The 20,651-nt window shown below is 66.8% G+C and carries 19 protein-coding genes; 5 read left to right on the forward strand and 14 right to left on the reverse strand.

Annotated elements, in window-relative coordinates; all coding sequences use genetic code 11:
* Positions 1 to 16: 16 nt before the first annotated feature.
* The 4 genes from ABIC50_RS07505 to ABIC50_RS07520 all read right to left on the reverse strand — a co-directional run bounded on the left by ABIC50_RS07505 (position 17) and on the right by ABIC50_RS07520 (position 4,525).
* Positions 17 to 1,195 carry a polysaccharide biosynthesis/export family protein gene (locus tag ABIC50_RS07505; protein ID WP_011660458.1) on the reverse strand — a complete coding sequence of 393 codons (1,179 nt, stop codon included), beginning with the start codon at positions 1,193 to 1,195 and terminating at the stop codon, positions 17 to 19.
* Complete coding sequence (locus ABIC50_RS07510; RefSeq protein WP_006752506.1) at positions 1,189 to 1,632, reverse strand: low molecular weight protein-tyrosine-phosphatase; 444 nt, start codon at positions 1,630 to 1,632, stop codon at positions 1,189 to 1,191. Before ABIC50_RS07510 ends, ABIC50_RS07505 begins: the two co-directional genes overlap by 7 nt.
* A 40-nt stretch (positions 1,633 to 1,672) precedes the next feature.
* A complete protein-coding gene (locus ABIC50_RS07515; RefSeq protein ID WP_138848524.1) occupies positions 1,673 to 3,085 on the reverse strand; it encodes a UDP-glucose dehydrogenase family protein in 1,413 nt (470 codons plus the stop codon).
* A 66-nt stretch (positions 3,086 to 3,151) separates the two neighbouring features.
* On the reverse strand, positions 3,152 to 4,525 hold the full coding sequence (locus tag ABIC50_RS07520) for an undecaprenyl-phosphate glucose phosphotransferase (protein WP_354162738.1): 1,374 nt from the start codon (positions 4,523 to 4,525) through the stop codon (positions 3,152 to 3,154).
* A gap of 439 nt (positions 4,526 to 4,964) precedes the next feature.
* Here ABIC50_RS07520 and ABIC50_RS07525 point away from each other — a divergent pair, with 439 nt between their 5' ends.
* Positions 4,965 to 6,491: a mannose-1-phosphate guanylyltransferase/mannose-6-phosphate isomerase gene (locus tag ABIC50_RS07525; RefSeq protein ID WP_011660455.1), complete on the forward strand. Its 1,527-nt coding sequence runs from the start codon at positions 4,965 to 4,967 to the stop codon at positions 6,489 to 6,491.
* Between the two features lie 121 nt (positions 6,492 to 6,612).
* Here the strand turns inward: ABIC50_RS07525 and ABIC50_RS07530 are convergent, their stop codons facing one another.
* From ABIC50_RS07530 to ABIC50_RS07565, 8 genes are all read right to left on the reverse strand, one after another.
* A complete protein-coding gene (locus ABIC50_RS07530) occupies positions 6,613 to 7,554 on the reverse strand; it encodes a DUF6566 family protein (protein WP_175702663.1) in 942 nt (313 codons plus the stop codon).
* A 693-nt stretch (positions 7,555 to 8,247) separates the two neighbouring features.
* Positions 8,248 to 8,829 (reverse strand): DUF3501 family protein, encoded by a 582-nt coding sequence (locus tag ABIC50_RS07535; protein ID WP_175667986.1) that lies wholly within the window; start codon positions 8,827 to 8,829, stop codon positions 8,248 to 8,250.
* A 45-nt stretch (positions 8,830 to 8,874) separates the two neighbouring features.
* Complete coding sequence (locus ABIC50_RS07540; protein WP_175667987.1) at positions 8,875 to 10,212, reverse strand: heterodisulfide reductase-related iron-sulfur binding cluster; 1,338 nt, start codon at positions 10,210 to 10,212, stop codon at positions 8,875 to 8,877.
* A gap of 126 nt (positions 10,213 to 10,338) precedes the next feature.
* On the reverse strand, positions 10,339 to 10,761 hold the full coding sequence (locus tag ABIC50_RS07545; RefSeq protein WP_011660451.1) for a rubrerythrin family protein: 423 nt from the start codon (positions 10,759 to 10,761) through the stop codon (positions 10,339 to 10,341).
* A gap of 211 nt (positions 10,762 to 10,972) precedes the next feature.
* Positions 10,973 to 12,241 carry an RNA polymerase sigma factor gene (locus ABIC50_RS07550; RefSeq protein WP_269017448.1) on the reverse strand — a complete coding sequence of 423 codons (1,269 nt, stop codon included), beginning with the start codon at positions 12,239 to 12,241 and terminating at the stop codon, positions 10,973 to 10,975.
* Positions 12,238 to 12,654, reverse strand: a complete 417-nt coding sequence (locus ABIC50_RS07555; protein ID WP_175677227.1) for a VOC family protein — start codon at positions 12,652 to 12,654, stop codon at positions 12,238 to 12,240. Before ABIC50_RS07555 ends, ABIC50_RS07550 begins: the two co-directional genes overlap by 4 nt.
* Before the next feature lie 26 nt (positions 12,655 to 12,680).
* The gene (locus ABIC50_RS07560) at positions 12,681 to 13,103 is read right to left on the reverse strand and encodes a YciI family protein (RefSeq protein ID WP_011660448.1); all 423 of its coding nucleotides are present in this window, start codon (positions 13,101 to 13,103) and stop codon (positions 12,681 to 12,683) included.
* Between the two features lie 131 nt (positions 13,104 to 13,234).
* Positions 13,235 to 13,588 carry a YciI family protein gene (locus ABIC50_RS07565; RefSeq protein ID WP_011660447.1) on the reverse strand — a complete coding sequence of 118 codons (354 nt, stop codon included), beginning with the start codon at positions 13,586 to 13,588 and terminating at the stop codon, positions 13,235 to 13,237.
* 207 nt (positions 13,589 to 13,795) lie between these two features.
* On the opposite strand from ABIC50_RS07565, the gene ABIC50_RS07570 reads away from it, so the two are divergent.
* The 4 genes from ABIC50_RS07570 to ABIC50_RS07585 all read left to right on the forward strand — a co-directional run bounded on the left by ABIC50_RS07570 (position 13,796) and on the right by ABIC50_RS07585 (position 18,258).
* Entirely contained in the window at positions 13,796 to 15,598 is a 1,803-nt protein-coding gene (locus ABIC50_RS07570; protein ID WP_354162741.1) for an ExeM/NucH family extracellular endonuclease, read from the forward strand.
* Between the two features lie 337 nt (positions 15,599 to 15,935).
* Complete coding sequence (locus ABIC50_RS07575; protein WP_011660445.1) at positions 15,936 to 16,325, forward strand: ElaB/YgaM/YqjD family protein; 390 nt, start codon at positions 15,936 to 15,938, stop codon at positions 16,323 to 16,325.
* A 70-nt stretch (positions 16,326 to 16,395) separates the two neighbouring features.
* Positions 16,396 to 16,980 carry a BPSL1445 family SYLF domain-containing lipoprotein gene (locus ABIC50_RS07580; protein ID WP_012365579.1) on the forward strand — a complete coding sequence of 195 codons (585 nt, stop codon included), beginning with the start codon at positions 16,396 to 16,398 and terminating at the stop codon, positions 16,978 to 16,980.
* Between the two features lie 225 nt (positions 16,981 to 17,205).
* Positions 17,206 to 18,258, forward strand: coding sequence for an AI-2E family transporter (locus ABIC50_RS07585; RefSeq protein WP_105830088.1), 1,053 nt, complete (start codon positions 17,206 to 17,208; stop codon positions 18,256 to 18,258).
* Between the two features lie 255 nt (positions 18,259 to 18,513).
* Here ABIC50_RS07585 and ABIC50_RS07590 read toward each other — a convergent pair whose 3' ends face one another.
* A complete protein-coding gene (locus tag ABIC50_RS07590) occupies positions 18,514 to 19,530 on the reverse strand; it encodes an NADP-dependent oxidoreductase (RefSeq protein ID WP_354162743.1) in 1,017 nt (338 codons plus the stop codon).
* Positions 19,531 to 19,565: 35 nt separating this feature from the next.
* Positions 19,566 to 20,354, reverse strand: a complete 789-nt coding sequence (locus ABIC50_RS07595) for an SDR family oxidoreductase (protein WP_011660440.1) — start codon at positions 20,352 to 20,354, stop codon at positions 19,566 to 19,568.
* Positions 20,355 to 20,651 lie beyond the last annotated feature (297 nt).

Consider the following 20,651-nt stretch of genomic DNA (forward strand, 5'->3'; position numbering starts at 1 on the left):
CCGCCCCGGCGGGCTATCAGCGCGTGATCTGCCGCATGTAGAAGATCGTCTGGATCGTCGGCAACACCTGCTGCAGCACACGGTTGAACTGCACCGAGCCGGCCGTGCTGACGTAGACGACATCGAGCGGCTGGAGCGGGAAGCGGCTCGACAGCATCAGCGCATCCGGCTGCGTCATGTCGAGGCGATACACTTCCGGCTTCGTCGGGTTGTCACGCATCCCGCGCATCACGTAGATCTTGCGCGGGTTCGCATCGGTGTCGAGGATGCCGCCGCCGGCGGTGAGCGCATCGGCGATGGTCAGCCTGCCCTTGAGCATCGGCACCGTGACCGGCGTCTTGACCTCGCCCATGATGAACACGCGGCTGTCGCTGCGGTCCGGCACGTTGACGATGTCGCCCGGCTGGAGCATCACGTTCTGCTTCACTTCGCCGCGATCGAGCACGCCGTTCGCGTCGAGCGTGTAGAGCTTGCCGTCGCGCGTCAGGCGCACGCGCTGCAGGTCGGCCTCGTTGGTCGAGCCGCCCGAGCGCGAGATCGCGTCGACCAGCGTCAGCGGCACGTCGCTCACCGCGAGCGGGCCCGGCTGCTTCACCTCGCCCGTCACCTGTATCTTCTGGCTGCGGAACGACAGCACGCGCACGTCGAGCTGCGGATTCTTCACGTAGCGCGCGAGCGTGGACGACATCTGCTCGCGGATCTGCGCGACGGTCTTGCCCGCCACGTGAATGCGACCGACGAACGGGAAGAAGATCGAGCCGTCGGCGGACACGGTCTGGCCGTACGGATCGGCCTGACCCGGCAGCGCGGTCGTATACGGCTGCTGGAGCGCGCCCGCGACCGACTGCGTCGTGTTGCCGCCGCTCGAGAACGACTGGCCCTGCGGCGTCGTCAGTTCGGGGTGATCCCACACCGTGACGCCGAGGATGTCCTGCGGGCCGACGCGGTAGACGTACTGCGACGGATCGGTGTAACGGCCCGGCGGCAGCGGGTGCTCGACCTGCTGCTTCTGCAGCTGATCCATCACCAGCTTCGCGTCGATGTAATGAACCGGATAGGTTTCGGCCTGGCCCTGGCGGCCTTCGTCCTTCAGGTTCGACGAATCGAGATAGTTGCCGGGCGCGGTCGCGCAGGCCGACAGGAATGTCGTCATCGCGACGGCGAGCGCCAGCGGGCGCATGGGACGTTTCAGCATAGTTTTTGCAGCCATCCTTGAACCAGACGTTCGATCAATGAGTAGCTCTCGCGATAGTCGGCCTCGGGGCCGCCATGCGGATCCGCGATCTCGGCGTCCTCCCACTTGCCAAGCAGGTGAACCTTGCCGCGCGCGAACGGATCGACCGATTCGACGGCCGCGATCTGTCCGCGCTCGCTGACGAGAATCAGGTCGGCGTCGCGCACGAGCCGGCGCGACAGCCGACGCGACCGGTGCGTCGTCGCATCGACGCCGCGCTCGGCGAGCAGTTGCCGCATCACCGGATCGATGCCGTCGCCGTCGTTCGCGCGCACCCCCGCGGAATGGAACGTCACGCGCGGGCCGCCGCGCGACGCGGTGTGCGACTTGAACAGCATTTCGGCTGCCGGGCTGCGGCAGACGTTCGCGTGACAGACGATCAGGATGTTGCGGAACATGGCGTCTCGAATCAGGTAACGGGGAACGGTGACGCGCGGGTTACGCGTTCGCGCGCGCGGCGCCCGCCACGCGGGCGGCGACGGCCTGACGCGAGCCCGGGCGGCCGATCGGGTGATATTCGATACCCTGCTCGCTCATCGCTTCCGGCTCATACAGGTTGCGGCCGTCGAAGATCACCGGCGACTTCCACTGTCGGCCGAGCGCGATGAAATCCGGGCTCTTGAACGCCTTCCATTCGGTGACGATCACGAGCGCGTCGGCATCGCGCGCGGCCTGCGCCTCGTCGTCGACGAAGCTCAGGCGTTCGAGCCAGCTCGGGTGATCGGCGAGATCGAGCGCGAGCACGCGGCGCGCTTCCTGCTGCGCGACCGGATCGTATGCGGCGATGCGCGCGCCGCGCGACAGCAGCTCGGCGATCAGCTCGCGGCTCGGCGCCTCGCGCATGTCGTCGGTATTCGGCTTGAATGCCAGGCCCCAGATCGCGAACGTGCGGCCGGTCAGGTCCTCGCCGAAGCGCGCGACGATCTTGTCGGCGAGCACGCGCTTTTGCGTCGCGTTGACCGACGACACGGCCTTCAGGATCTGCAGCGACTGGCCATGCTCGTCGGCCGTGCGGATCAGCGCCTCGACGTCCTTCGGGAAGCACGAGCCGCCGTAGCCGCAGCCCGCATACAGGAAGTGGTAGCCGATGCGCGGATCGGAACCGATCCCGCGGCGCACGGCCTCGATGTCCGCGCCGAAGCGGTCGGCCAGGTTCGCGAGCTCGTTCATGAACGAGATGCGGGTCGCGAGCATCGCGTTCGCCGCGTATTTCGTGAATTCGGCCGAGCGCACGTCCATGTACAGCGTGCGTTCGTGGTTGCGGTTGAACGGCGCGTAGAGCTTCTTCATCAGTTCGCGCGCGCGCTCGCCCGGCACGTCGTCGTCGCAGCCGATCACGATGCGGTCCGGCCGCGTGAAATCGTCGACCGCCGCGCCTTCCTTCAGGAATTCCGGATTCGACACGACCGAGAACATCTGGTCGTCGCCGCGCTTCGCGAGTTCCTCGGCAACCGCCGCGCGCACGCGCTCGGCCGTGCCGACCGGCACCGTCGACTTGTCGACGATCACCTTGAAGCCCTTCATGTAGCGGCCGATGTTGCGCGCCGCCGCGAGCACGTACTGCAGGTCGGCCGAGCCGTCCTCGTCGGGCGGCGTGCCGACCGCGATGAACTGCACGTCGCCGTGCGCGACCGCGGCCTCGATGTCGGTCGAGAAGCGCAGGCGGCCGGCAGCGCGGTTGCGCGCGATGACTTCCTTGAGGCCCGGCTCGTGGATCGGCACGCCGCCGTTGTTCAGGATGTCGATCTTCGCCTGATCGACGTCGAGACAGAACACGTCGTGCCCGATGTCGGCGAGACAGGCGCCGGTGACAAGTCCTACGTAACCGCTGCCGATGATAGTCAGATTCATGATGTGTCGGACCTCGTGACCAATGATTCGAAATTCGTAAAACCGGAACGCCTGAGCAGGCGTGCGTCAATAAGCGTTGCTGCCGGTGAAGCCTTTCCAGAGCGTCAGCACGACGATCTTGATGTCGAGCCAGAACGACCAGTTCTGCATGTAGTACAGATCGAGCTTCACGCGTCCCATCATCTTCTCGATCTGATCGGTCTCGCCGCGAAAGCCGTTGATCTGCGCCCAGCCGGTGATGCCCGGCTTGATCCGGTAGCGGAACATGTAGCCCTTCACCAGATCCTTGTAGATGTCGTCGTGCGCGAGCGCATGGGGCCGCGGGCCGACGACCGACATCTCGCCCTTCAGCACGTTGATGAACTGCGGCAGTTCATCGAGGCTCGTGCGGCGCAGGAAGCGGCCGACCGGCGTCACGCGCGTATCGTTCTTGGTCGCCTGCGTGACCTGCCCCGCGACTTCCTGATGCACCTTCATCGAGCGAAACTTGTAGATCTCGAACTCGTGCCCGTCGATGCCCTTGCGTTTCTGGCGAAAGAACACCGGCCCGCGCGACGTCAGCTTGATCAGGCATGCGATCAGCAGCATCAGCGGCGCCAGCGCGGTGAGCGCCGCCAGCGCGAACAGCCGGTCGAACACGAACTTCGGCAGGATCCGCACGTCGGTGATCGGCGACGCCGCGAGGTTGATCGCCGGCACGCCGAGCACCTCGACCACTTCCTGGTTGAAGAACGACAGCGTGCGCACGTCCGGAATGAAGCGGATGTTCACGAAGTCGTGGCGGAACACCGTCACGATCTGGTGAATCCGCCGCTCCTCCGTGACCGGCAGCGTGAGCCACAGCTCGCTGATCGCGCGGCTGCGCACCAGCCACACCAGCGATTCGAACTGCCGCTCGATGCGCACGTCGTCGAGTGCGACTTCGCCCGGCACTTCGCTTTCGTCGTAGACGCACACCGGGTTGAAGCCCGCTTCCGGGCGCGCCCGCATCTGCGCGATCAGCCGCCGCGCGGCCGGCGTACCGCCGACGATCGCGACCGCCTTCAGGTTGTAGCCGCCGCGCCGCAGTTGTCGCAGCACGACGTGCACGCAGGCCTTCGAGCCGGCCAGCAGCGCCATCGTCACGAGCGCCCAGTAACCGAGCCACAGCCGCGACAGATCGCCCGACTGGTGAAAGCTGAAACTCATCAGGATGCCCGCGAGCTCGACCACCAGCCACGCGAACGCGACACGCCCCACCAGCCCGACGAGACGCTTGCCGCGCCACGACTGATAGATGCCCATCGCCGGAAAGAACACGACGACCAGCAGGCAGTCGAACAACACCGTCGTGCGTTGCAGATCGTTGAGCCAGATGCTGCCGCCGTGCAGCGCGGCGGCGATCAACGCCCCCACCACGACCATCGCGATATCGATGACTCTCGCCAGCACGCTCAACATGTTCGCTTCCTCTTTGAACAGGCGTTTGCCGAACAGCTCCTCGTGCAGCCCGTGCCGCACATTCGATTCAAACGTTGCATGACGCTATTGAAGCGGTAAGAAAATTCATCCTCAAGCGCACAAGTATTTCGAAAAATAATCGGAAATTCTTGCCGCGATATTCTTGAATTAAATCGGCAGGTTTTCCCGAATCGAGCCCGAATCGGGGCATTTTTTGAAAACTTTACGGTTCTCGCCGAGCCTTTGCGGCAAGGCATGCGCGCGCGATTCGCGGAATTATTTTTTATTTTTTCTTTGCGCCGGATGTCATCGCGGAAAATTTTCCCGGATATGCGCGCGACGAACGTGCGCGACGAATATCGTGCAAGGCGCGCGGTTTTATTGTCGATTTACTTCATGCTACAAACAGGCACTGACTTCAATCGAGGAGAGTGTCATCATGAATGCTCCGGCCGTGGTAGCCGATACGCGCCCATCTTCTTCCGCCGCAACCGACGCCGGTACGCGCGTCGCGGTGCAGCCGGTGATTCTCGCCGGCGGTTCGGGCACGCGTCTGTGGCCGATGTCGCGCGAACACTATCCGAAGCAGCTGATCGGCCTGCTCGGCGATCATTCGCTGCTGCAATCCACCGCGCTGAGGCTCGACGGCCTGTCGACCGGTCATCCGCTGAACGACGACGTGCTGATCGTATGCGGCGAGGATCACCGTTTCACGACCGCCGAACAACTGCGCCTGACCGGCAAGCGTGCATCGATCATGCTCGAGCCGCTCGGCCGCGACACCGCGCCCGCGCTGACGCTCGCCGCGCTGCGCATCGTCGCCGGCGGCAGCGATGCCGTGATGACCGTGATGCCGGCCGATCACGCGGTGGCCGACCAGCCGCGCTTTCATGCGGCGGTCGCGGCCGGCGTGCACTGCGCGGCGCAGGGCAAGATCGCGACGATGGGCATCGTGCCGGGCCGCGCCGAAACGGGCTACGGCTACATCCGCGTCGGCGCGCCGCTCGGCGACGCCGGCACCGGCGACCTCGACGTGCGCCGTCTCGACCGCTTCGTCGAGAAGCCGCATCTCGAACTCGCGCAGCAGTACGTCGCGTCCGGCGAATACTGGTGGAACAGCGGCATCTTCATCGTGCGCGCATCGGTGTGGCTCAACGCGATCCGCCAGCTCGAACCCGAGATCTACGCAGCCTGCGAGCAGGCCGTCGCGAACGGCAAGGAAGACGGCGACTTCTTCCGCGTCGATCGCGACGCGTTCGCCGCTTCGCCGTCGAACTCGATCGACTATGCGGTGATGGAGCCGCTCGCGAACCTGCCGCAGCTGTGCGAAAGCGTGGTCGTGCCGCTCGACGCGGGCTGGTCCGACGTCGGCTCGTGGGACGCGATCTGGCAGATCCTGCCGAAGGACGATGCCGAGAACGTCGGCCGCGGCCACGTGCTGTTCGAAGACGCCACGTCGACCTTCGCGCATTCGGAAAGCCGGCTCGTCGCGTGCGTCGGCACGCAGAATCTGGTCGTCGTCGAAACGCCCGACGCCGTGCTCGTCGCCGACAAGTCCCGCGTGCAGGACGTGAAGAAAATCGTCGGGCGCATCAAGGCCGCACGCGGCGCGGAAGCGACCGATCACCGCAAGGTCCACCGCCCGTGGGGCCATTACGACTCGGTCGACATGGGCGAGCGCTTCCAGGTGAAGCGCATCGTCGTGAAGCCGGGCGCGCGACTGTCGCTGCAGATGCACCACCACCGCGCCGAACACTGGATCGTCGTGCGCGGCACCGCGCGCATCACGCGCGGCGAGGAAACCTTCCTGCTGTCCGAGAACGAATCGACGTACATCCCGCTCGGCGTGTCGCACCGTCTCGAGAACCCGGGCAAGATGCCGCTCGAGCTGATCGAAGTGCAGTCGGGCGCGTATCTCGGCGAGGACGACATCGTCCGCTACGACGATACCTACGGACGCCAGTGACGCAGCGGATGCCGGGTGCGCCCTGTCGACGGGGCGCCCCGCATCACGCGGATGGAGGAGACAAAAAAATGCGCGGGCGCCGTGACACACGACGACCCGCGCGTTTTCGTTCGGACGACGATCAACCTACCCGATACGCATACTCGCGGCGCTCCGACTGCACCGGATCGTTGCGGCCCTCGGACAGCACACCCGCGCGACGCTCGGCGATGAAGCGCTTGATGTCCGACTCCGCACGCGCCAGCGCGGACAGGCCGGCCAGCACTTCGCTTTGCGGCACGCGCACCGGCTCGTCGCTCGCACCATGGCGATCGATCCATTGGCGCGCCCAGTCGAGCGCGTACTGCTCCGCGGCTTCCGCGTCGGTAAAGCGCGGGCCGATCAGGCCCGAGCGCTCGACGCGCCGGTCGTCCTGCATGATCTCGGCCCACGCGCGGTACATCAGGTTCTGCACCGGCTGCGCGCTGCCATAGATCGTATAGCCGCGATACTCGTCGACTTGCGGCTCGGCCGCGGCGAAGCTCGTCGCGCCCGCCCGCCCGCGGCGCAGCCCGGCAGGCTGCGCGCCGGGCACAGCGAACGATGCGCCGGACGATTGGTCCGTGCCGGTGCTCGGCCTCGCGGCCACCGTCGCGCCCTCGCCCTCCCAAACGTTTGCCTGCGCGACCGGCAATTGCCACGACTCGGGGTTCTGCCAGAACACGCCGCGCAGACGATCGTTGTCGGGCACCGGCTCGGCACGGCACGCGGGTGCGGCGGGCACGGGCGGCGGCGGCACATACGCGAACGTACGCCCGCTGAATTGAGTCAGCACGTCGATCATCTGCAGCAGCGTGCCGTTCGCGAGCCACTCTTCGTAGCGGCGACGGCACGTCGGCCCGGACGGATAGCGCCCGGGCAATTTCGACCATGCTTCACCGGTCGTCAGGATCCACAGGACCGCATTGGCGACAACGCGCGGTTCTGCACGTGGGCGGCCTCGACGGTTCAGCCGGATGGGTTCATCGGCGATCAGCGTTGAAAGACGAACCCACTCTTCATCGTTAAGCTCATCGAAGAACATAGTAGATCTCTCCACGCAGCCAGGCCGGGCTGCGATTGTCGGCGCCGTCGTCACGCATCGCGTGACGGGGCGGCCCGGTTGCACATTATGGTTATCCGAATGTTGTGCATGCCGGCGCGACACCGCACGTTCACGGTGCCGCCATTCCCGGCAATGGCGCACAAATCACGGTCTCACTCCAATGTGGGAATTTTTGTGCACGAAGCATACCATCCTCAGGGTTTCTCTCAATATGACAATGACTTAATGTTACGTACTGAAACAACCTGCCATGGATGCGCAAACCATTTACGCTTGAATTTTTTTACGCGATCTTTATGCGTGAGGCTGGGAAGCCCCGTCTGGCGGGGCTCTGCGGGGTGCGGCCGACGCGCGGCCGGCGGCGCTTCCCGGCTGTTCCGACCCTGCGCCGTAACAATCGCGGAGATTGCCGCCTAAAATCGGTAAATCAGGGAAAATTTCGTAACAAGATATTCACGGATCGGTAAATCGTTCAAATACCGCTGAACCGAATTATCTCCGTGCACAATCTTTTTATTGTTTACCTGCGAGTAATGAAAGCGACCTGACGTGCAATGCACATTGTTTCCCGGCATGCAAGGGCGCAGGGGCTTGTTACATCCTCGGACTGAAGGGCAGTCGGTCGCGCGATAGAGCCGGTGGAAGCGTCGAAACGATGCGCGCGACCGTAGATCAGCGCAGATCGCCGGCGAGCGACGCGGCCACGTCCGCGTCCAATGGTTGCGGCGGCATCGTATAGGCCGGGTGGTCGCAGCCGATCGACAGCGTCGCGCCGTCCTTGAGCGCCGCGCGCATCGGCGCGCTCAATTCGAAGCGCACGAAATGTACGGCGGACGTCTTCTCCGCGTTGTCGCGATCGAGATCCTCGTCGGCGATCGCGTACACGGCGGGATGCCCGTCGACCTGCAGATACACGCGATCCTCGACGCCGATCAGCCGCGCGAGCGCCGCCCGCCGTTCGGCCTCGTGCTCGTATTCGATCTGCAGCGTCGCCTTCAGGTTGGTGCCGTCGGGCACGAGCGGCAGATAGGCTTCCAGTTCGCCTTCGATGCCCGCCTCGTCGAAGATCTTCTCGATGTGCAGCATCTCCTGGATCTGGTAGCGGATCGTGGTCTCGTCCTCGAACAGCAAGCGCAGATGGTTGCCGAGCGCCACCGCGCGGCGGCGCTTGTACGCGACGAGCCGCGCGTGTTCGGTCTTGCGGATCTTCGCGTACGCTTCGAGCGTGAGCAGCGAGTCGCGGGTCAGCGTCATGGGATGTCCTTGGATGGGAGTCGATGGGTTCGCCGGGCGGCCGCCTCAGATGCCGTACGCGCGGCGCAGCAGCGTCAGCGGATGCGCGAGCGGCGCGGCCGGCAGGCCCTTCTCGTCGATGCCCTGCACGATGTGATGGCCGGCGAGCGCGCAGTCCGACGACACGAAGTCCGGCTTCGGCTCGGCCATCGCCTTGAATACGGGCGCGCCGATCCGCATCGCATCCGCATGGAAGCCCTTCTTCACGCCGAACGTGCCCGCGTGCCCCGAACAGCGCTCGACCACGTTCACGCGCGTATCGGGCACGAGCGACAGCGTGTCGGCCGTCTTGCGGCCGATGTTCTGCACGCGCGCGTGGCACGGCACGTGATACGACACGGTGCCGAGGCCCTGCTTGAAATCGGTCTTCAGCAAACCGTCGCGATGCCGCGCGATCACGTATTCGAACGGATCCCAGAATGCGTCGGCCACCGCGCGCACGGCTTCGTCGTCGGGGAACATCAGCGGCAGTTCGCTCTTGTACATCAGCACGCAGCTCGGGATCGCGCCGATCAGCGCGTAGCCGTCGCGCGCATAGCGCTCCAGCACCGGCATGTTCACGGCCTTCTTCGCGGCGACGCCCGCGAGATTGCCCTGCTCGAGCAGCGGCATGCCGCAGCAGGCTTCGCGCGTGACGAGCTCGTACGGGATCTCGTTGTGCGCGAGGATCGCGAGCAGGTCGTGGCCGATGCCCGGCTCGTTGAAGTTCACGTAGCACGTCGCGTAGATCGCGACCTTGCCGGGCGTGCGCTCGCCGTCGCGCACCGGCGGGCCGTCCGAGCGCTTCGCGGTGCGCCGGAACTTGCGCGGCGCAAACTCCGGCAGCCATGCGTCGCGATCGACGCCGAGCACCGCTTCGAGCGCGTGCCGCGCGGGCGGCGTGCGGTTCACCGCGTTCACCGCCTGCGTGACGATCGGAATGCCCGCGAAATGGCCGAGCGCGTCGGTGTTCGACAGCACCTTGTCGCGCAGCGGCGCTTCGCCGCGCTGATAGCGCGCGGCCTTGCCGCGCAGCATCAGGTGCGGGAAGTCGACGTTCCATGCGTGCGGCGGCACGTACGGACATTTCGTCATGTAGCAGAGATCGCACAGGTAGCACTGGTCGACGACCTTGCCGAACGCCGCCTTCGGCACTTCGTCGATGGTGCCCGTCGGCGTGTCGTCGACGAGATCGAACAGCGTGGGGAATGCGCCGCACAGCGACACGCAGCGCCGGCACCCGGCGCAGATGTCGAACACGCGCGTCATTTCCGCATCGATCGCGGCCTGGTCGTAGAACGCTTCGGACTGCCAGTCGAGCGGATGCCGGGTCGGGGCTTCGAGGCTACCTTCCTTGTGGGGCATGGGGCGCTCCAGCGTGGCGCGCATGCGCGCGGACGCGCCGCCCGCGCGGTGCGGGCAGCGATCGACGCACGGCCGCCGGCCGGCGACATGCTCCGACCGGGCCGTGCGGCCTTGCAGGGGGCCGCGTCAGTCGACGAGTGCGTCCAGCGCCTTCGTATAGCGGTTCGCGTGGCTGCGTTCGGCCTTCGCGAGCGTCTCGAACCAGTTCGCGATTTCGTCGAAGCCTTCTTCGCGTGCCGCCTTCGCCATGCCCGGATACATGTCGGTGTATTCGTGCGTCTCGCCGGCGATCGCCGATTCGAGGTTCAGCCGCGACGAGCCGAACGGCAAACCCGTCGCCGGATCGCCGACTGCTTCGAGATATTCGAGGTGGCCGTGCGCATGGCCGGTTTCGCCTTCGGCGGTCGAGCGGAACAGCGCGGCGATGTCGTTCTGGCCTTCGACGTCAGCCTTCGAAGCGAAATACAGATAGCGCCGGTTCGCTTGCGATTCGCCCGCGAATGCGGCCTTCAGGTTCTCTTCGGTTTTGCTGCCCTTGAGTTGAGCCATTTGCGCCTCCGTTCGAGTCGGCGCAGCCGCGTGCGAAGCCGGGCCGATGATGTATGTAGGGCACGATGCTTGCGTGTGGCGCACGCATCGTGCCTTTTAATCTAGGCGCTCACGATCGCATCACCCAATAGGCTTTTTCAATCCGGGCGATAGTGCGCCGACGGAATTGGGGACGGTTTCGGTCCCCCGCTCCGGCGGCGCTTGCCGTGCGTCACGCGTCCGTCGCCCGCTTGAGCAGCAATTCCCTTTCGCGCTCGTTGCGGGTCAATTCCGCCGCGCGGCGGAACTCGACCTTCGCCTCGTCCGTGCGGCCGAGTTTCGCGAGCAGGTCGCCGCGCACGCTCGGCAGCCAGTGATAGCGCGCGAGCGCCGGATCGTCGCGCAGCACGTCGACGATTTCCAGCGCCGCGGCCGGCCCGAACGCCATCCCCACCGCCACCGCGCGGTTCAGCTCGACGACCGGCGACGGCGCGACTTCGGCGAGCGCGTCGTACAGCGCGACGATCTGCGCCCAGTCCGTGTCCGACGCGTGCCGCGCGCGTGCATGGCACGCCGCCAGCGCGGCCTGCAGCGCGTACGGGCCGCGCACGCCGCCGAGCTTGGTCGCCCGCTCGAGCGCCGCGAGGCCGCGCCGGATCAGCAGCGGATCCCAGCGGCTGCGGTCCTGGTCGAGCAGCAGCACCGGCCGCCCCTGCGCGTCGGTGCGCGCATGCATGCGCGACGCCTGCAGCTCCATCAGCGCGACCAGCCCGAGCACTTCGCTTTCGTCCGGCACGAGCCCGGCCAGCACGCGGCCCAGACGCAGCGCCTCGTCGCACAACGCCGGACGCGTCCAGTCGTCGCCGGCGGTCGCCGCGTGCCCTTCGTTGAACACGAGGTAGATCACTTCGAGCACCGACGCGAGCCGTGCGGGGCGCGCGGCGGCAGACGGCACCTCGAACGGCACGTGCGCCGCCGCCAGCGTGCGCTTCGCGCGCACGATGCGCTGCGCGATCGTCGGCTCGGGCGCCAGGAACGCGCGTGCGATCTCGCTCGTGGTCAGCCCGCCGAGCAGCCGGAGCGTGAGCGCGACGCGCGCATCGGTCGACAGCACCGGATGGCACGACGTGAAGATCAGCCGCAGCAGATCGTCGCCGATGTCGTCGTCGCTCGCGTCGGCGAGCGCCTCCGCGATGTCGGGCACGACGTGCGCTTCGAGCGCGTCCATTTCATGCCCGAGCTGATCGCGCTTCGCCGCATGCAGCGACTCCTGCCGGACCCGGTCGAGCGCGCGCCGCTTCACGGCCGTCATCAGCCACGCGGCCGGGTTGTCGGGCACGCCGTCGACGGGCCAGTGCTCGAGCGCCGCGACGAGCGTGTCCTGCGCGAGTTCCTCCGCCACGCCGACGTCGCGCACCACGCGTGCGGCGCGGGCAATGATCTTGGGCGCCTCGATTCGCCAGACGGCCTCGATCGCACGATGGGTCGCCTCGAGCGTCACGACGCCGGCTCCTGCCCGGCCGCGGCCTGCTCCACGAATACCAGCCCCCATTCGTGGCCGTCCGGATCGGCGAAATCGTGGCTGTACATGCCCGGGTACTCCTGCGCCTGCCGCGGCACGGCGCCGCCGGCCGCCCGCGCCTTCGCGACCACCGCGTCGACCTCGGCACGGCTGTCGCACGACAGGCACGGCAGTACCTGCACGTGCGTCGCCGGCTCGACGATGGTCTTGCCGGTGAAGGTCTGGAAGAACGGCCGTACCAGCAGCATCACGAAGATCGCGTCGCTGATCCGGATGCAGGCGCCCTGCTCGGTCGTGTAGGCCGGCACGACCTCGAAGCCGAGCGCGACGTAGAACGCCGTCGCGCGCGGCAGGTCGGCCACCGGCAGGTTGATGAAGATCGTTTTGTGCATGAAGCTCGCTCCCGGCGACGATGGATTCAGACGGCCTGGCCGCGTCCGACCTGGAGTTCGCGGAACCGCTCGACCGCGTCGCTGGGCGTCAGGTCGTCGAGCTCGAACAGCGGACGCACCTCGATCTCGCAGTCCATTTCCGCGCCGAACGGCGCGGGGAACCGGCGCGTCCATTCGAGCGCCTCGTCGCGCGAGCGCACCTGGATCAGCGTATAGCCGGCAATCAGTTCCTTCGTCTCCGCGAACGGGCCGTCGATCACCGTGCCCTTGCCGCCGGTGTACCGCACGCGCCAGCCGCGCGCGCTCGGCCGCAGGCCGTTTGCATCGAGCAGCACGCCGGCCTTGGCCAGTTCCTCGTGATAGACCGTCATCGCCTCGACCAGCCGGTTGTCCGGCAATGCGTCGGATTCGCTGACGGCGTTCGCCCGGATCATGATCATGAATCGCATCGTTCACTCCTTGTCGTCGGTGGAAAGCGGCGTCCGTTCATCGGCGCCTTATCCGGACGACGGGCGACAGGCTGCCGGATCGACGTGCCGCGCGACGAGCGCGGGTAAACACCAGGGCGCAGCCGTCACAGTCACAGGAAGCACGGGCCGACCTTGCGCACTTCGACCGTGCACCATTGTGCCGCCGGGCACTGGCGCGCGATCTCGATCGCTTCGTCGCGCGTGTCGACGTCGACGATGAAGAAGCCGCCGACCATTTCCTTCGCCTCGGCGAACGGGCCGTCGACGAGGCGCGTCTCGCCGTCGCGCACCTCGACCCGCGTCGCGCGTTCCGAGCGCTCCAGCGACTCGACGCCGCGCAGCACGCCGCGCGCTTTCAGCGTCTCGGCGAAATCGACCATTCGCGCGTAAAGCGCCTGCCCGTCTTCGAGCGTGCGTTCGGCGCGCTGGCCGGTCGGTTCGACAATCAACAGCATGTAGGACATGGAAATCTCCTGTTGGGGGCCGTGCGCGGAAACACCCGGATCGCAGGCCGGAATGACACGTCAGGTGCGAAGCGTAACAGCCCCGGCCGGCCTTGCCGTCATCGTTGGCCATTCGGCACTGGCCTGATGGCCAATTTGATCGCGGCACGCGATTTTGCCGTCAAGATGCATCCCGAACCTTCGAATTTTCTTCCTGTGTGCCACGCCATGTCACTCCTGCCGTCACCGCTCGCGCTTGCCGCCTTTCTCGTCCTGTCCGTTCCGCCCGCCACCGCCGCGCCGCCGGTGAGCACGGGCTGCGGCGGCGCCACCACCGCGATCGCCGACATCCGGCATCCCGCAGGCCGCTCGCCGCTGGCCGGGCACACCACGTCGATCGAAGCAGTCGTCACCGCGGCGTTCGGCGGCCCCGATGGCTTCGGCGGATTCTTCGTCCAGCAGGCGGACGCGCAGCGGCGACACCGGCCGGGCGTGCCGGAAGGCCTGTTTGTATATGCGCCGCATGCGCATGTGCAGCCGGGCGAGCGCGTGCACGTCACCGGCAGGATCGAACAGAAATACGGCCGGACGCAACTCGCGCTGTCAGGCCGCGTGGCCGTCTGCGCGCGCGGGCAGAGCGTCACGCCGGCCGCGCTGATGCTGCCGGTCGATAGTGACGCCGTATTCGCCGCGCATGAAGGCATGCGCGTGCGCTTTCCGCAAACGCTGACGGTCAGCGATACTTACGAACTCGGCCGCTACGGCAGCATCGTGCTCAGCCACGGCCGCCTGTACATGCCGACTCACGTGGCGCCGCCGGCCGAAGCCGCTGCGCACGCGGCGGCCAATGCACGCAACCGCATCGTGCTCGACGACGGTTCGAGCCGCGTGAACCCTGCAACCGCCCGCTATCCGCCGCCTGCGCTCAGCGCCGCCAACACGCTGCGCGCGGGCTACACGGTGCGCGGCATCGAAGGCGTGCTCGAGCGGCGCTTCGGCACGTGGCGACTGCAGCCCGTCGCGTCCTCGCCGCCCGCCTTCGAGGCCGCGTCGAATCCGCGGGCCGATGCACCGGCACGGCATCCGCAAGCCGACGTGCGGGTCGCGTCGTTCAACGTATTCAACTACTTCAACGGCGACGGCACGGGCGGCGGCTTCGGCGATCCGTCCGGCCGTGGCGCGAAAACCCCCGCCGCCTTCGCGCGGCAGGAAGCGAAGCTCGTGGCCGCGCTGCGTGCACTGCGCGCCGACGTGATCGGCCTGATGGAAATCGCGAACAACGGCCACGGCCCGGCGAGCGCCGTGCAGCGGCTCGCGGCCCGGCTCGGCGGCGGCTGGCGCGCGGTCGACCCCGGCACCGCACGGCTCGGGCGCGATGCGATCGCGGTCGCGCTGCTGTATGACAGCCGGATGATCGAGCCCGTCGGGCACGCCGCGACCGTCGCGCTCGACGGCCGGAATCGCCCGCCGCTCGCGCAGACGTTCCGTCGCGTCGGCGGCACCCGCGCGTTCACGGTCGCGGTCAATCACCTGAAGTCGAAGAACTGCCCGCACGCCACCGGCCCGGATCTCGACCAGTCGGACGGCCAGGGCTGCTGGAACGCAACGCGCACGCGCGCGGCCGAGCGCGTCGCCGGCTGGCTTGCGACGTCGCCGACTGGCGCCGCGGCCGACGGCGTGCTGCTGATCGGCGATCTGAACAGCTATGCGAAGGAAGACCCGCTGCACGCGCTCGAATCGCGCGGCTACGCCAACCTCGTCGCCCGCTTCGCCGGCAATGCCGGCTACACGTATGTATTCCGCGGCGAAGCCGGCAACCTCGACCACGCACTCGCGACGCCGCCACTCGCCGCCCGCGTGAAAGCCGTCCATGCGTGGCACATCAATGCAGATGAACCGATTGCACTCCAAGCCGTGCCCGATTACAAAACCCCGGCGCAACAGGCCGCCTATTACGCGCCCGATGCATACCGTTCGTCGGATCACGATCCCGTCGTCATCGACCTTACGCTGGAGGAAGGCGCCACCTGAAGCAGGGCGGGCACAAACCCTGCTCCACGAAAGCATGGCGATTAGTGCAATTGCATCAACAGAACGCATGCAATGGCACTATTTACCTGACAGGCCGGGCGACGCCATATTTACCGGGCTTTTCACGCCCGGCAATGGTTTTCTTTATGTCGCTTCGCTCGATCTCGAAATTTTTTCAACCGCTGTCCGGCCCCACTCGCGGGGCTTCCAAGGGATCTTGCCGACGAATTGAAAATTTGTCTCGAAACTCAATTGGCTGATTTGAATCACACAGGTTGCTGGGATTCGTCTTATCTTCAAATTGGCCTGTAAATCAAATCGAAGGAGGATAAACACCATGGCGCTCACCGACTCGATCGAACACAAGCTGGATCGCGGCCTGTCCGAAATCCGTCGCACCGGCCGGCGTGTCGGACGCACGACGCGCTCGGCGGCCCACGACCTGCATGCGGATGTGACCGACGATCTGCGCGGGCTGGTCGACGAACTGGAAGACCTGCTGAAGAACGATGGCGACGGCGATATCGCCGCGTTGCGCAAGCGGGTGCAGGCGCGGCTCGACGAAGCGCGCAGCACGCTCGACTACGCGTCGGGCACCGCGGCCGCCCGGCTGCGCGAATCCGCCGAACGCGTGTCGCAAGCCGTGCATGACAACCCGTGGCAGACCGCGGGCGTCGTCGCGGGCCTCGCGTTCGTCGCCGGCCTGCTCCTTTCTTCCCGCCGTTGAACGGGGCCGGCCGCCCCGCTGCACGCACCCGGACCGTCCGTCCTCAACCCGACAACGAAGGAGAATCGCCATGCAGAAATCCCTCGCCCTGAAAGCCGCCACCGCCGTCATGGTCGGCAGTCTCGCCCTTGCCGGTTGCACCATGACGTCCGACAAACCCGACAACGCGGCAGCCAGCGCGTCGAAACGCCAGTCGATCGACGCGAGCGTGAATGCAACGCTGTCGCGCCTCTATTCGACGGTGCCGGGCTCGCGTGAGCTCGTCGCGAAGTCGCGCGGCGTGCTCGTGTTCCCGAACGTGCTGCAGGCCGGCCTGATCGTCGGCGGCCAGTCCGGCAACGGCGCACTGCGCGTCGGCGGCAATACCGTCGGCTACTACAACACGTCGTCGCTGTCGGTCGGCCTGCAGGCCGGCGCGCAATCGAAGGCGATCGTGTTCCTGTTCATGACGCAGGATGCGCTCGACTCGTTCCGCAAGTCCGAAGGCTGGTCGGCCGGCGCCGACGCGTCCGTCGCGGTCGTGAAGGTCGGCGCGAACGGCGCGGTCGATTCCAATACGGCCACCGCACCGGTCCAGGTGCTGGTGCTGACCAATGCCGGCCTGATGGGCGACCTGTCGGTGAACGGCACCAAGATCACCCGGCTCCACATCTGACGATCCGGCGCGGCGCCGCCGCGCCCTTCCCGCCAACGCCGCGGCTTCGCCCGCGGCGTTTTCGCGTGCGCCGCGCGCAGCGGCTATGATGGCGGCACCTTTGCGGGCATACTGCCGGTCGGGCCGCCCGCAGCGTGCTTCGCCGCGAACCCGTGACGTTCGCGAGCCGATCGCGCCCGAGGCGACGAGATTCAATCAAACCAGGCATCAATGCGCGAACCATCCATGGATAGCGGACACGATCACCAAAAATTCTTCTATTTCCTGCTGTTCGCGGTCACCGTCGGACTGTGCTGGATACTCGCGCCGTTCTCCGGCGCCGTCTTCTGGGGCACCATTCTCGCGATCCTGTTCCAGCCGGTGCAGCGCTGGCTCGCCGCGCGTTTCGGCAAGCGGCGCAATCTCGCCGCGCTCGTGTCGATGTCGCTGATCATCCTGATCGTGATCCTGCCGCTCGTGTTCGTCACGGCGACGCTCGTACAGGAAATCGCGTACGTGTACCAGGAACTGAAGGACGCACAGCCGAATTATTCGCGGTACTTCCACGACATCATTCACGCGCTGCCGACGTCGATCCAGAACCTGCTGCAGAAATACGGGCTGTCCAACATCCCCGGCATCCAGAAGAAGCTGACCGACGGCGCCGCGCAGATCAGCCAGTTCGCGGCCACCCAGGCGCTCAGCATCGGCCAGAACACTTTCCAGTTCGTCGTCAGCTTCGGCGTGATGCTCTACATGCTGTTCTTCCTGCTGCGCGACGGCGGCGAGATCGGCCGCCGCGTGCGCCGCTCGATACCGCTCGACGAAGAGCACAAGAACCTGCTGCTCGCGAAGTTCACAACCGTTGTGCGCGCAACCGTGAAAGGCAATATCGCGGTCGCGCTCGTGCAGGGCGCGCTCGGCGGTCTGATCTTCTGGATCCTCGGAATCGAGGGCGTCGTGCTGTGGGGCGCGCTGATGGCGTTCCTGTCGCTGCTGCCGGCGATCGGCGCGAGCCTCGTGTGGATACCCGCCGCGCTCTACTTCCTCGCGATCGGCGCGATCTGGAAATGCGTGATCCTCGTCGCGTTCTGCGTCGGCGTGATCGGCCTCGTCGACAACCTGCTGCGCCCGATCCTCGTCGGCAAGGACACGAAGATGCCCGACTGGGTCGTGCTGGTCTCGACGCTCGGCGGGATGGCGCTGTTCGGGATCAACGGCTTCGTGATCGGGCCGCTGGTCGCCGCGCTGTTCATGGCAAGCTGGGACATCTACGCGCGCTCCGAACAGGGGGAATGACGCCGCGCGTTACGGATGACGAATCCTGATCACGACGGGCGCCACGGCGCCCGTTTGCATTTCCGGCGCGGCCACGGTGCGTTGCCTTCGTTCGCATGTTTCCCTCCCGTCTCGCCACGCCAATAAAAACGGCGGCGTGACGCGCATGTCACGCCGCCGTTTGCTGGCGATTACTGTAAGGAGAGCAACCGAAACGATCTATGGGACAAGTCCTAAAACAATGTCCGCCGGTTCGAACTCAATGCGCACGGGCGCTCACGCGTCGGGATCGACGCGCAGCACGAGCTTGCCGCGATGGTCGCCGTCGAACAGGCGATTGAGCACGTCGGGGGCGTTTTCGAGCCCGTCGGCCACGGTTTCCTCGGCCTTCAGACGGCCGTCGCGCAGCCAGCCGGCGAGCGTCTGCACCGCTTCGCGGCTCTTGCGGTAGTCGAGGATCAGGAAGCCGCGCATCGTGATGCGCTTCGAGATCAGCACGCCGACGTCGTCCGCCGCGCGGCCGCTGTTGTAGTTCGAGATCACGCCGCACAGCGCGACGTGCCCGCCGATCACCATCCGCGACAGCACCGCGCGCATCACTTCGCCGCCGACGTTCTCGAAGTTCACGTGCACGCCGTCCGGCGTCGCCGCCTTCAGCTGCTCACGGAAATCGTCGGCCTTGTAGTCGACGGCCGCGTCGAAGCCGAGCGTCTCGGTCAGGTAGCGGCACTTGTCCGCGCCGCCCGCGATGCCGACCACCCGTGCGCCGTGGATCTTGCCGATCTGGCCGGCGATCGAGCCGACCGAGCCGGCCGCCGCCGACACGACGAGCGTCTCGCCGGGCTGCACCGGCGCGATGTCGGTCAGCCCGTAGTACGCGGTCAGGCCGCTCATCCCGCACGCGCCGAGCAGCGTCGGCAGCGGCAGGCCCGACTGCGCGGGCAGCTTCACGAGCTGCGCGGCCTGGTCGGCCGCGACGACCGCATAGTCCTGCCAGCCGACGAGCCCCTGCACGAGGTCGCCTTCCGCGAAACCCGCGTGACGCGACGCGACCACGCGCCCGATGCCGAGCGCGCGCATCACCTCGCCGATCGCGACGGGCGGCAGGTATTGCGGCACGTCGCTCATCCATACGCGATTGGTCGGATCCATCGACAGATACAGCACGCGCACGAGCACTTCGCCGTCGGCGAGCGCCGGCACGGGCGTTTCGACGAGCGAAAAGTGTTCGCGGCCGACCCGCCCTTCCGGGCGCGTTTTCAGCAGCAGCTGGCGGTTCACGGGTGTCGACACGATGTTCTCCTCCGGTTGGTGTTATCGATTGCGCGTCAGACCGCGCACATGCCGCCGTCGATCACGAGTTCGGCGGCCGTCACGAAGCGGCTTTCGTCCGACGCCAGATAGACGGCCGCATGCGCGACGTCGTCCGGATCGCCGAGCCGGCGCAACGGAATGCCGCGCGCGAGCTTGCGCGTCGCATCGCGTTCGCCGAGCGACTGGAACAGCGGCTCGACGATCCCCGTGCGAATGAACGCCGGGTGAATCGAGTTGCAGCGCACGTCGAGCTCGCGGCGCGCGCAATCGATCGCGACCGACTTCGTCAGCGATGCGACCGCGGCCTTCGACGCGTTGTACGCGGTGAATTCCGGCTCGACCTTGAACGCGGCCACCGACGAGATGTTGATGATCGACGCCGGCCGGCTCGCGCCGAGGTACGGCAGCGCATGCTTGCAGCCGAGCACGATGCTCTCGACGTTGATCGCCATCACGCGCCGCCACTCGTCGATCTCGATCTGCGCAGGCGTGCCGATCGACCCGACGCCCGCATTGTTGACGAGCACCGACAAGCCGCCCATCGCTTCGTTCGCCTGCGCGAGCAGCGCCTGCCAGTGTCCCTCGTCGCGCACGTCCTGCGTGGCCGCGAACGCGACAGGCGCCGCGTGCCCCGCATTGAGTTCGTGCGCGAAGGCGTCGAGCACGGCCGCGTCGGCGATGTCGGTCAGGAACACGCGCGCGCCCTGCTCGACCATCCGGCGCGCGATCGCGCGTCCGAGGCCGCCGGCGGCGCCCGTGATGTACGCGCACTTGCCTGCGAGGCGCGAGGAAACGACTGTCATGGGACCTGCTCCTATCGTGAATCGTCGTGGCGGACCGGTGCCGCGACGGCGGTTGCCGTGCGCCGGCCGACGGCCGCGCGGTTTGCGCGAGTATAGCGAGCCGGCCGCACCGCGCCGGACCCATCGGGCAGGCCGCGCTGCAGGCCCCGATCGAACGAACGCCAGCGTACGCGATTGCCGCCGATCGATGAAATGAATATTCGTAATGCCCAGTCATAGATGCGGCTGATGGCCTTGGCAGCCGCAGCCGGTGCAACGCGCGGGCGCAGGCGCAGCGCGGCCGATTACCGCGAATAC

The organism is Burkholderia sp. 567 (assembly GCF_040545115.1).
Classification (GTDB): domain Bacteria; phylum Pseudomonadota; class Gammaproteobacteria; order Burkholderiales; family Burkholderiaceae; genus Burkholderia; species Burkholderia ambifaria.

Bases quoted from the DNA above. Each gene is read 5' to 3' on its own strand.
- ABIC50_RS07585 (WP_105830088.1), top strand. From the start codon at position 17,206: ATGGATAGCGGACACGATCACCAAAAATTCTTCTATTTCCTGCTGTTC.
- ABIC50_RS07545 (WP_011660451.1), bottom strand. From the start codon at position 10,761: ATGGCTCAACTCAAGGGCAGCAAAACCGAAGAGAACCTGAAGGCCGCA.
- ABIC50_RS07530 (WP_175702663.1), bottom strand. From the start codon at position 7,554: ATGTTCTTCGATGAGCTTAACGATGAAGAGTGGGTTCGTCTTTCAACG.
- ABIC50_RS07520 (WP_354162738.1), bottom strand. From the start codon at position 4,525: ATGTTGAGCGTGCTGGCGAGAGTCATCGATATCGCGATGGTCGTGGTG.
- ABIC50_RS07555 (WP_175677227.1), bottom strand. From the start codon at position 12,654: ATGCACAAAACGATCTTCATCAACCTGCCGGTGGCCGACCTGCCGCGC.
- ABIC50_RS07560 (WP_011660448.1), bottom strand. From the start codon at position 13,103: ATGCGATTCATGATCATGATCCGGGCGAACGCCGTCAGCGAATCCGAC.
- ABIC50_RS07510 (WP_006752506.1), bottom strand. From the start codon at position 1,632: ATGTTCCGCAACATCCTGATCGTCTGTCACGCGAACGTCTGCCGCAGC.
- ABIC50_RS07570 (WP_354162741.1), top strand. From the start codon at position 13,796: ATGTCACTCCTGCCGTCACCGCTCGCGCTTGCCGCCTTTCTCGTCCTG.
- ABIC50_RS07595 (WP_011660440.1), bottom strand. From the start codon at position 20,354: ATGACAGTCGTTTCCTCGCGCCTCGCAGGCAAGTGCGCGTACATCACG.
- ABIC50_RS07580 (WP_012365579.1), top strand. From the start codon at position 16,396: ATGCAGAAATCCCTCGCCCTGAAAGCCGCCACCGCCGTCATGGTCGGC.
- ABIC50_RS07515 (WP_138848524.1), bottom strand. From the start codon at position 3,085: ATGAATCTGACTATCATCGGCAGCGGTTACGTAGGACTTGTCACCGGC.
- ABIC50_RS07575 (WP_011660445.1), top strand. From the start codon at position 15,936: ATGGCGCTCACCGACTCGATCGAACACAAGCTGGATCGCGGCCTGTCC.
- ABIC50_RS07535 (WP_175667986.1), bottom strand. From the start codon at position 8,829: ATGACGCTGACCCGCGACTCGCTGCTCACGCTCGAAGCGTACGCGAAG.
- ABIC50_RS07565 (WP_011660447.1), bottom strand. From the start codon at position 13,588: ATGTCCTACATGCTGTTGATTGTCGAACCGACCGGCCAGCGCGCCGAA.
- ABIC50_RS07540 (WP_175667987.1), bottom strand. From the start codon at position 10,212: ATGCCCCACAAGGAAGGTAGCCTCGAAGCCCCGACCCGGCATCCGCTC.
- ABIC50_RS07505 (WP_011660458.1), bottom strand. From the start codon at position 1,195: ATGCTGAAACGTCCCATGCGCCCGCTGGCGCTCGCCGTCGCGATGACG.
- ABIC50_RS07525 (WP_011660455.1), top strand. From the start codon at position 4,965: ATGAATGCTCCGGCCGTGGTAGCCGATACGCGCCCATCTTCTTCCGCC.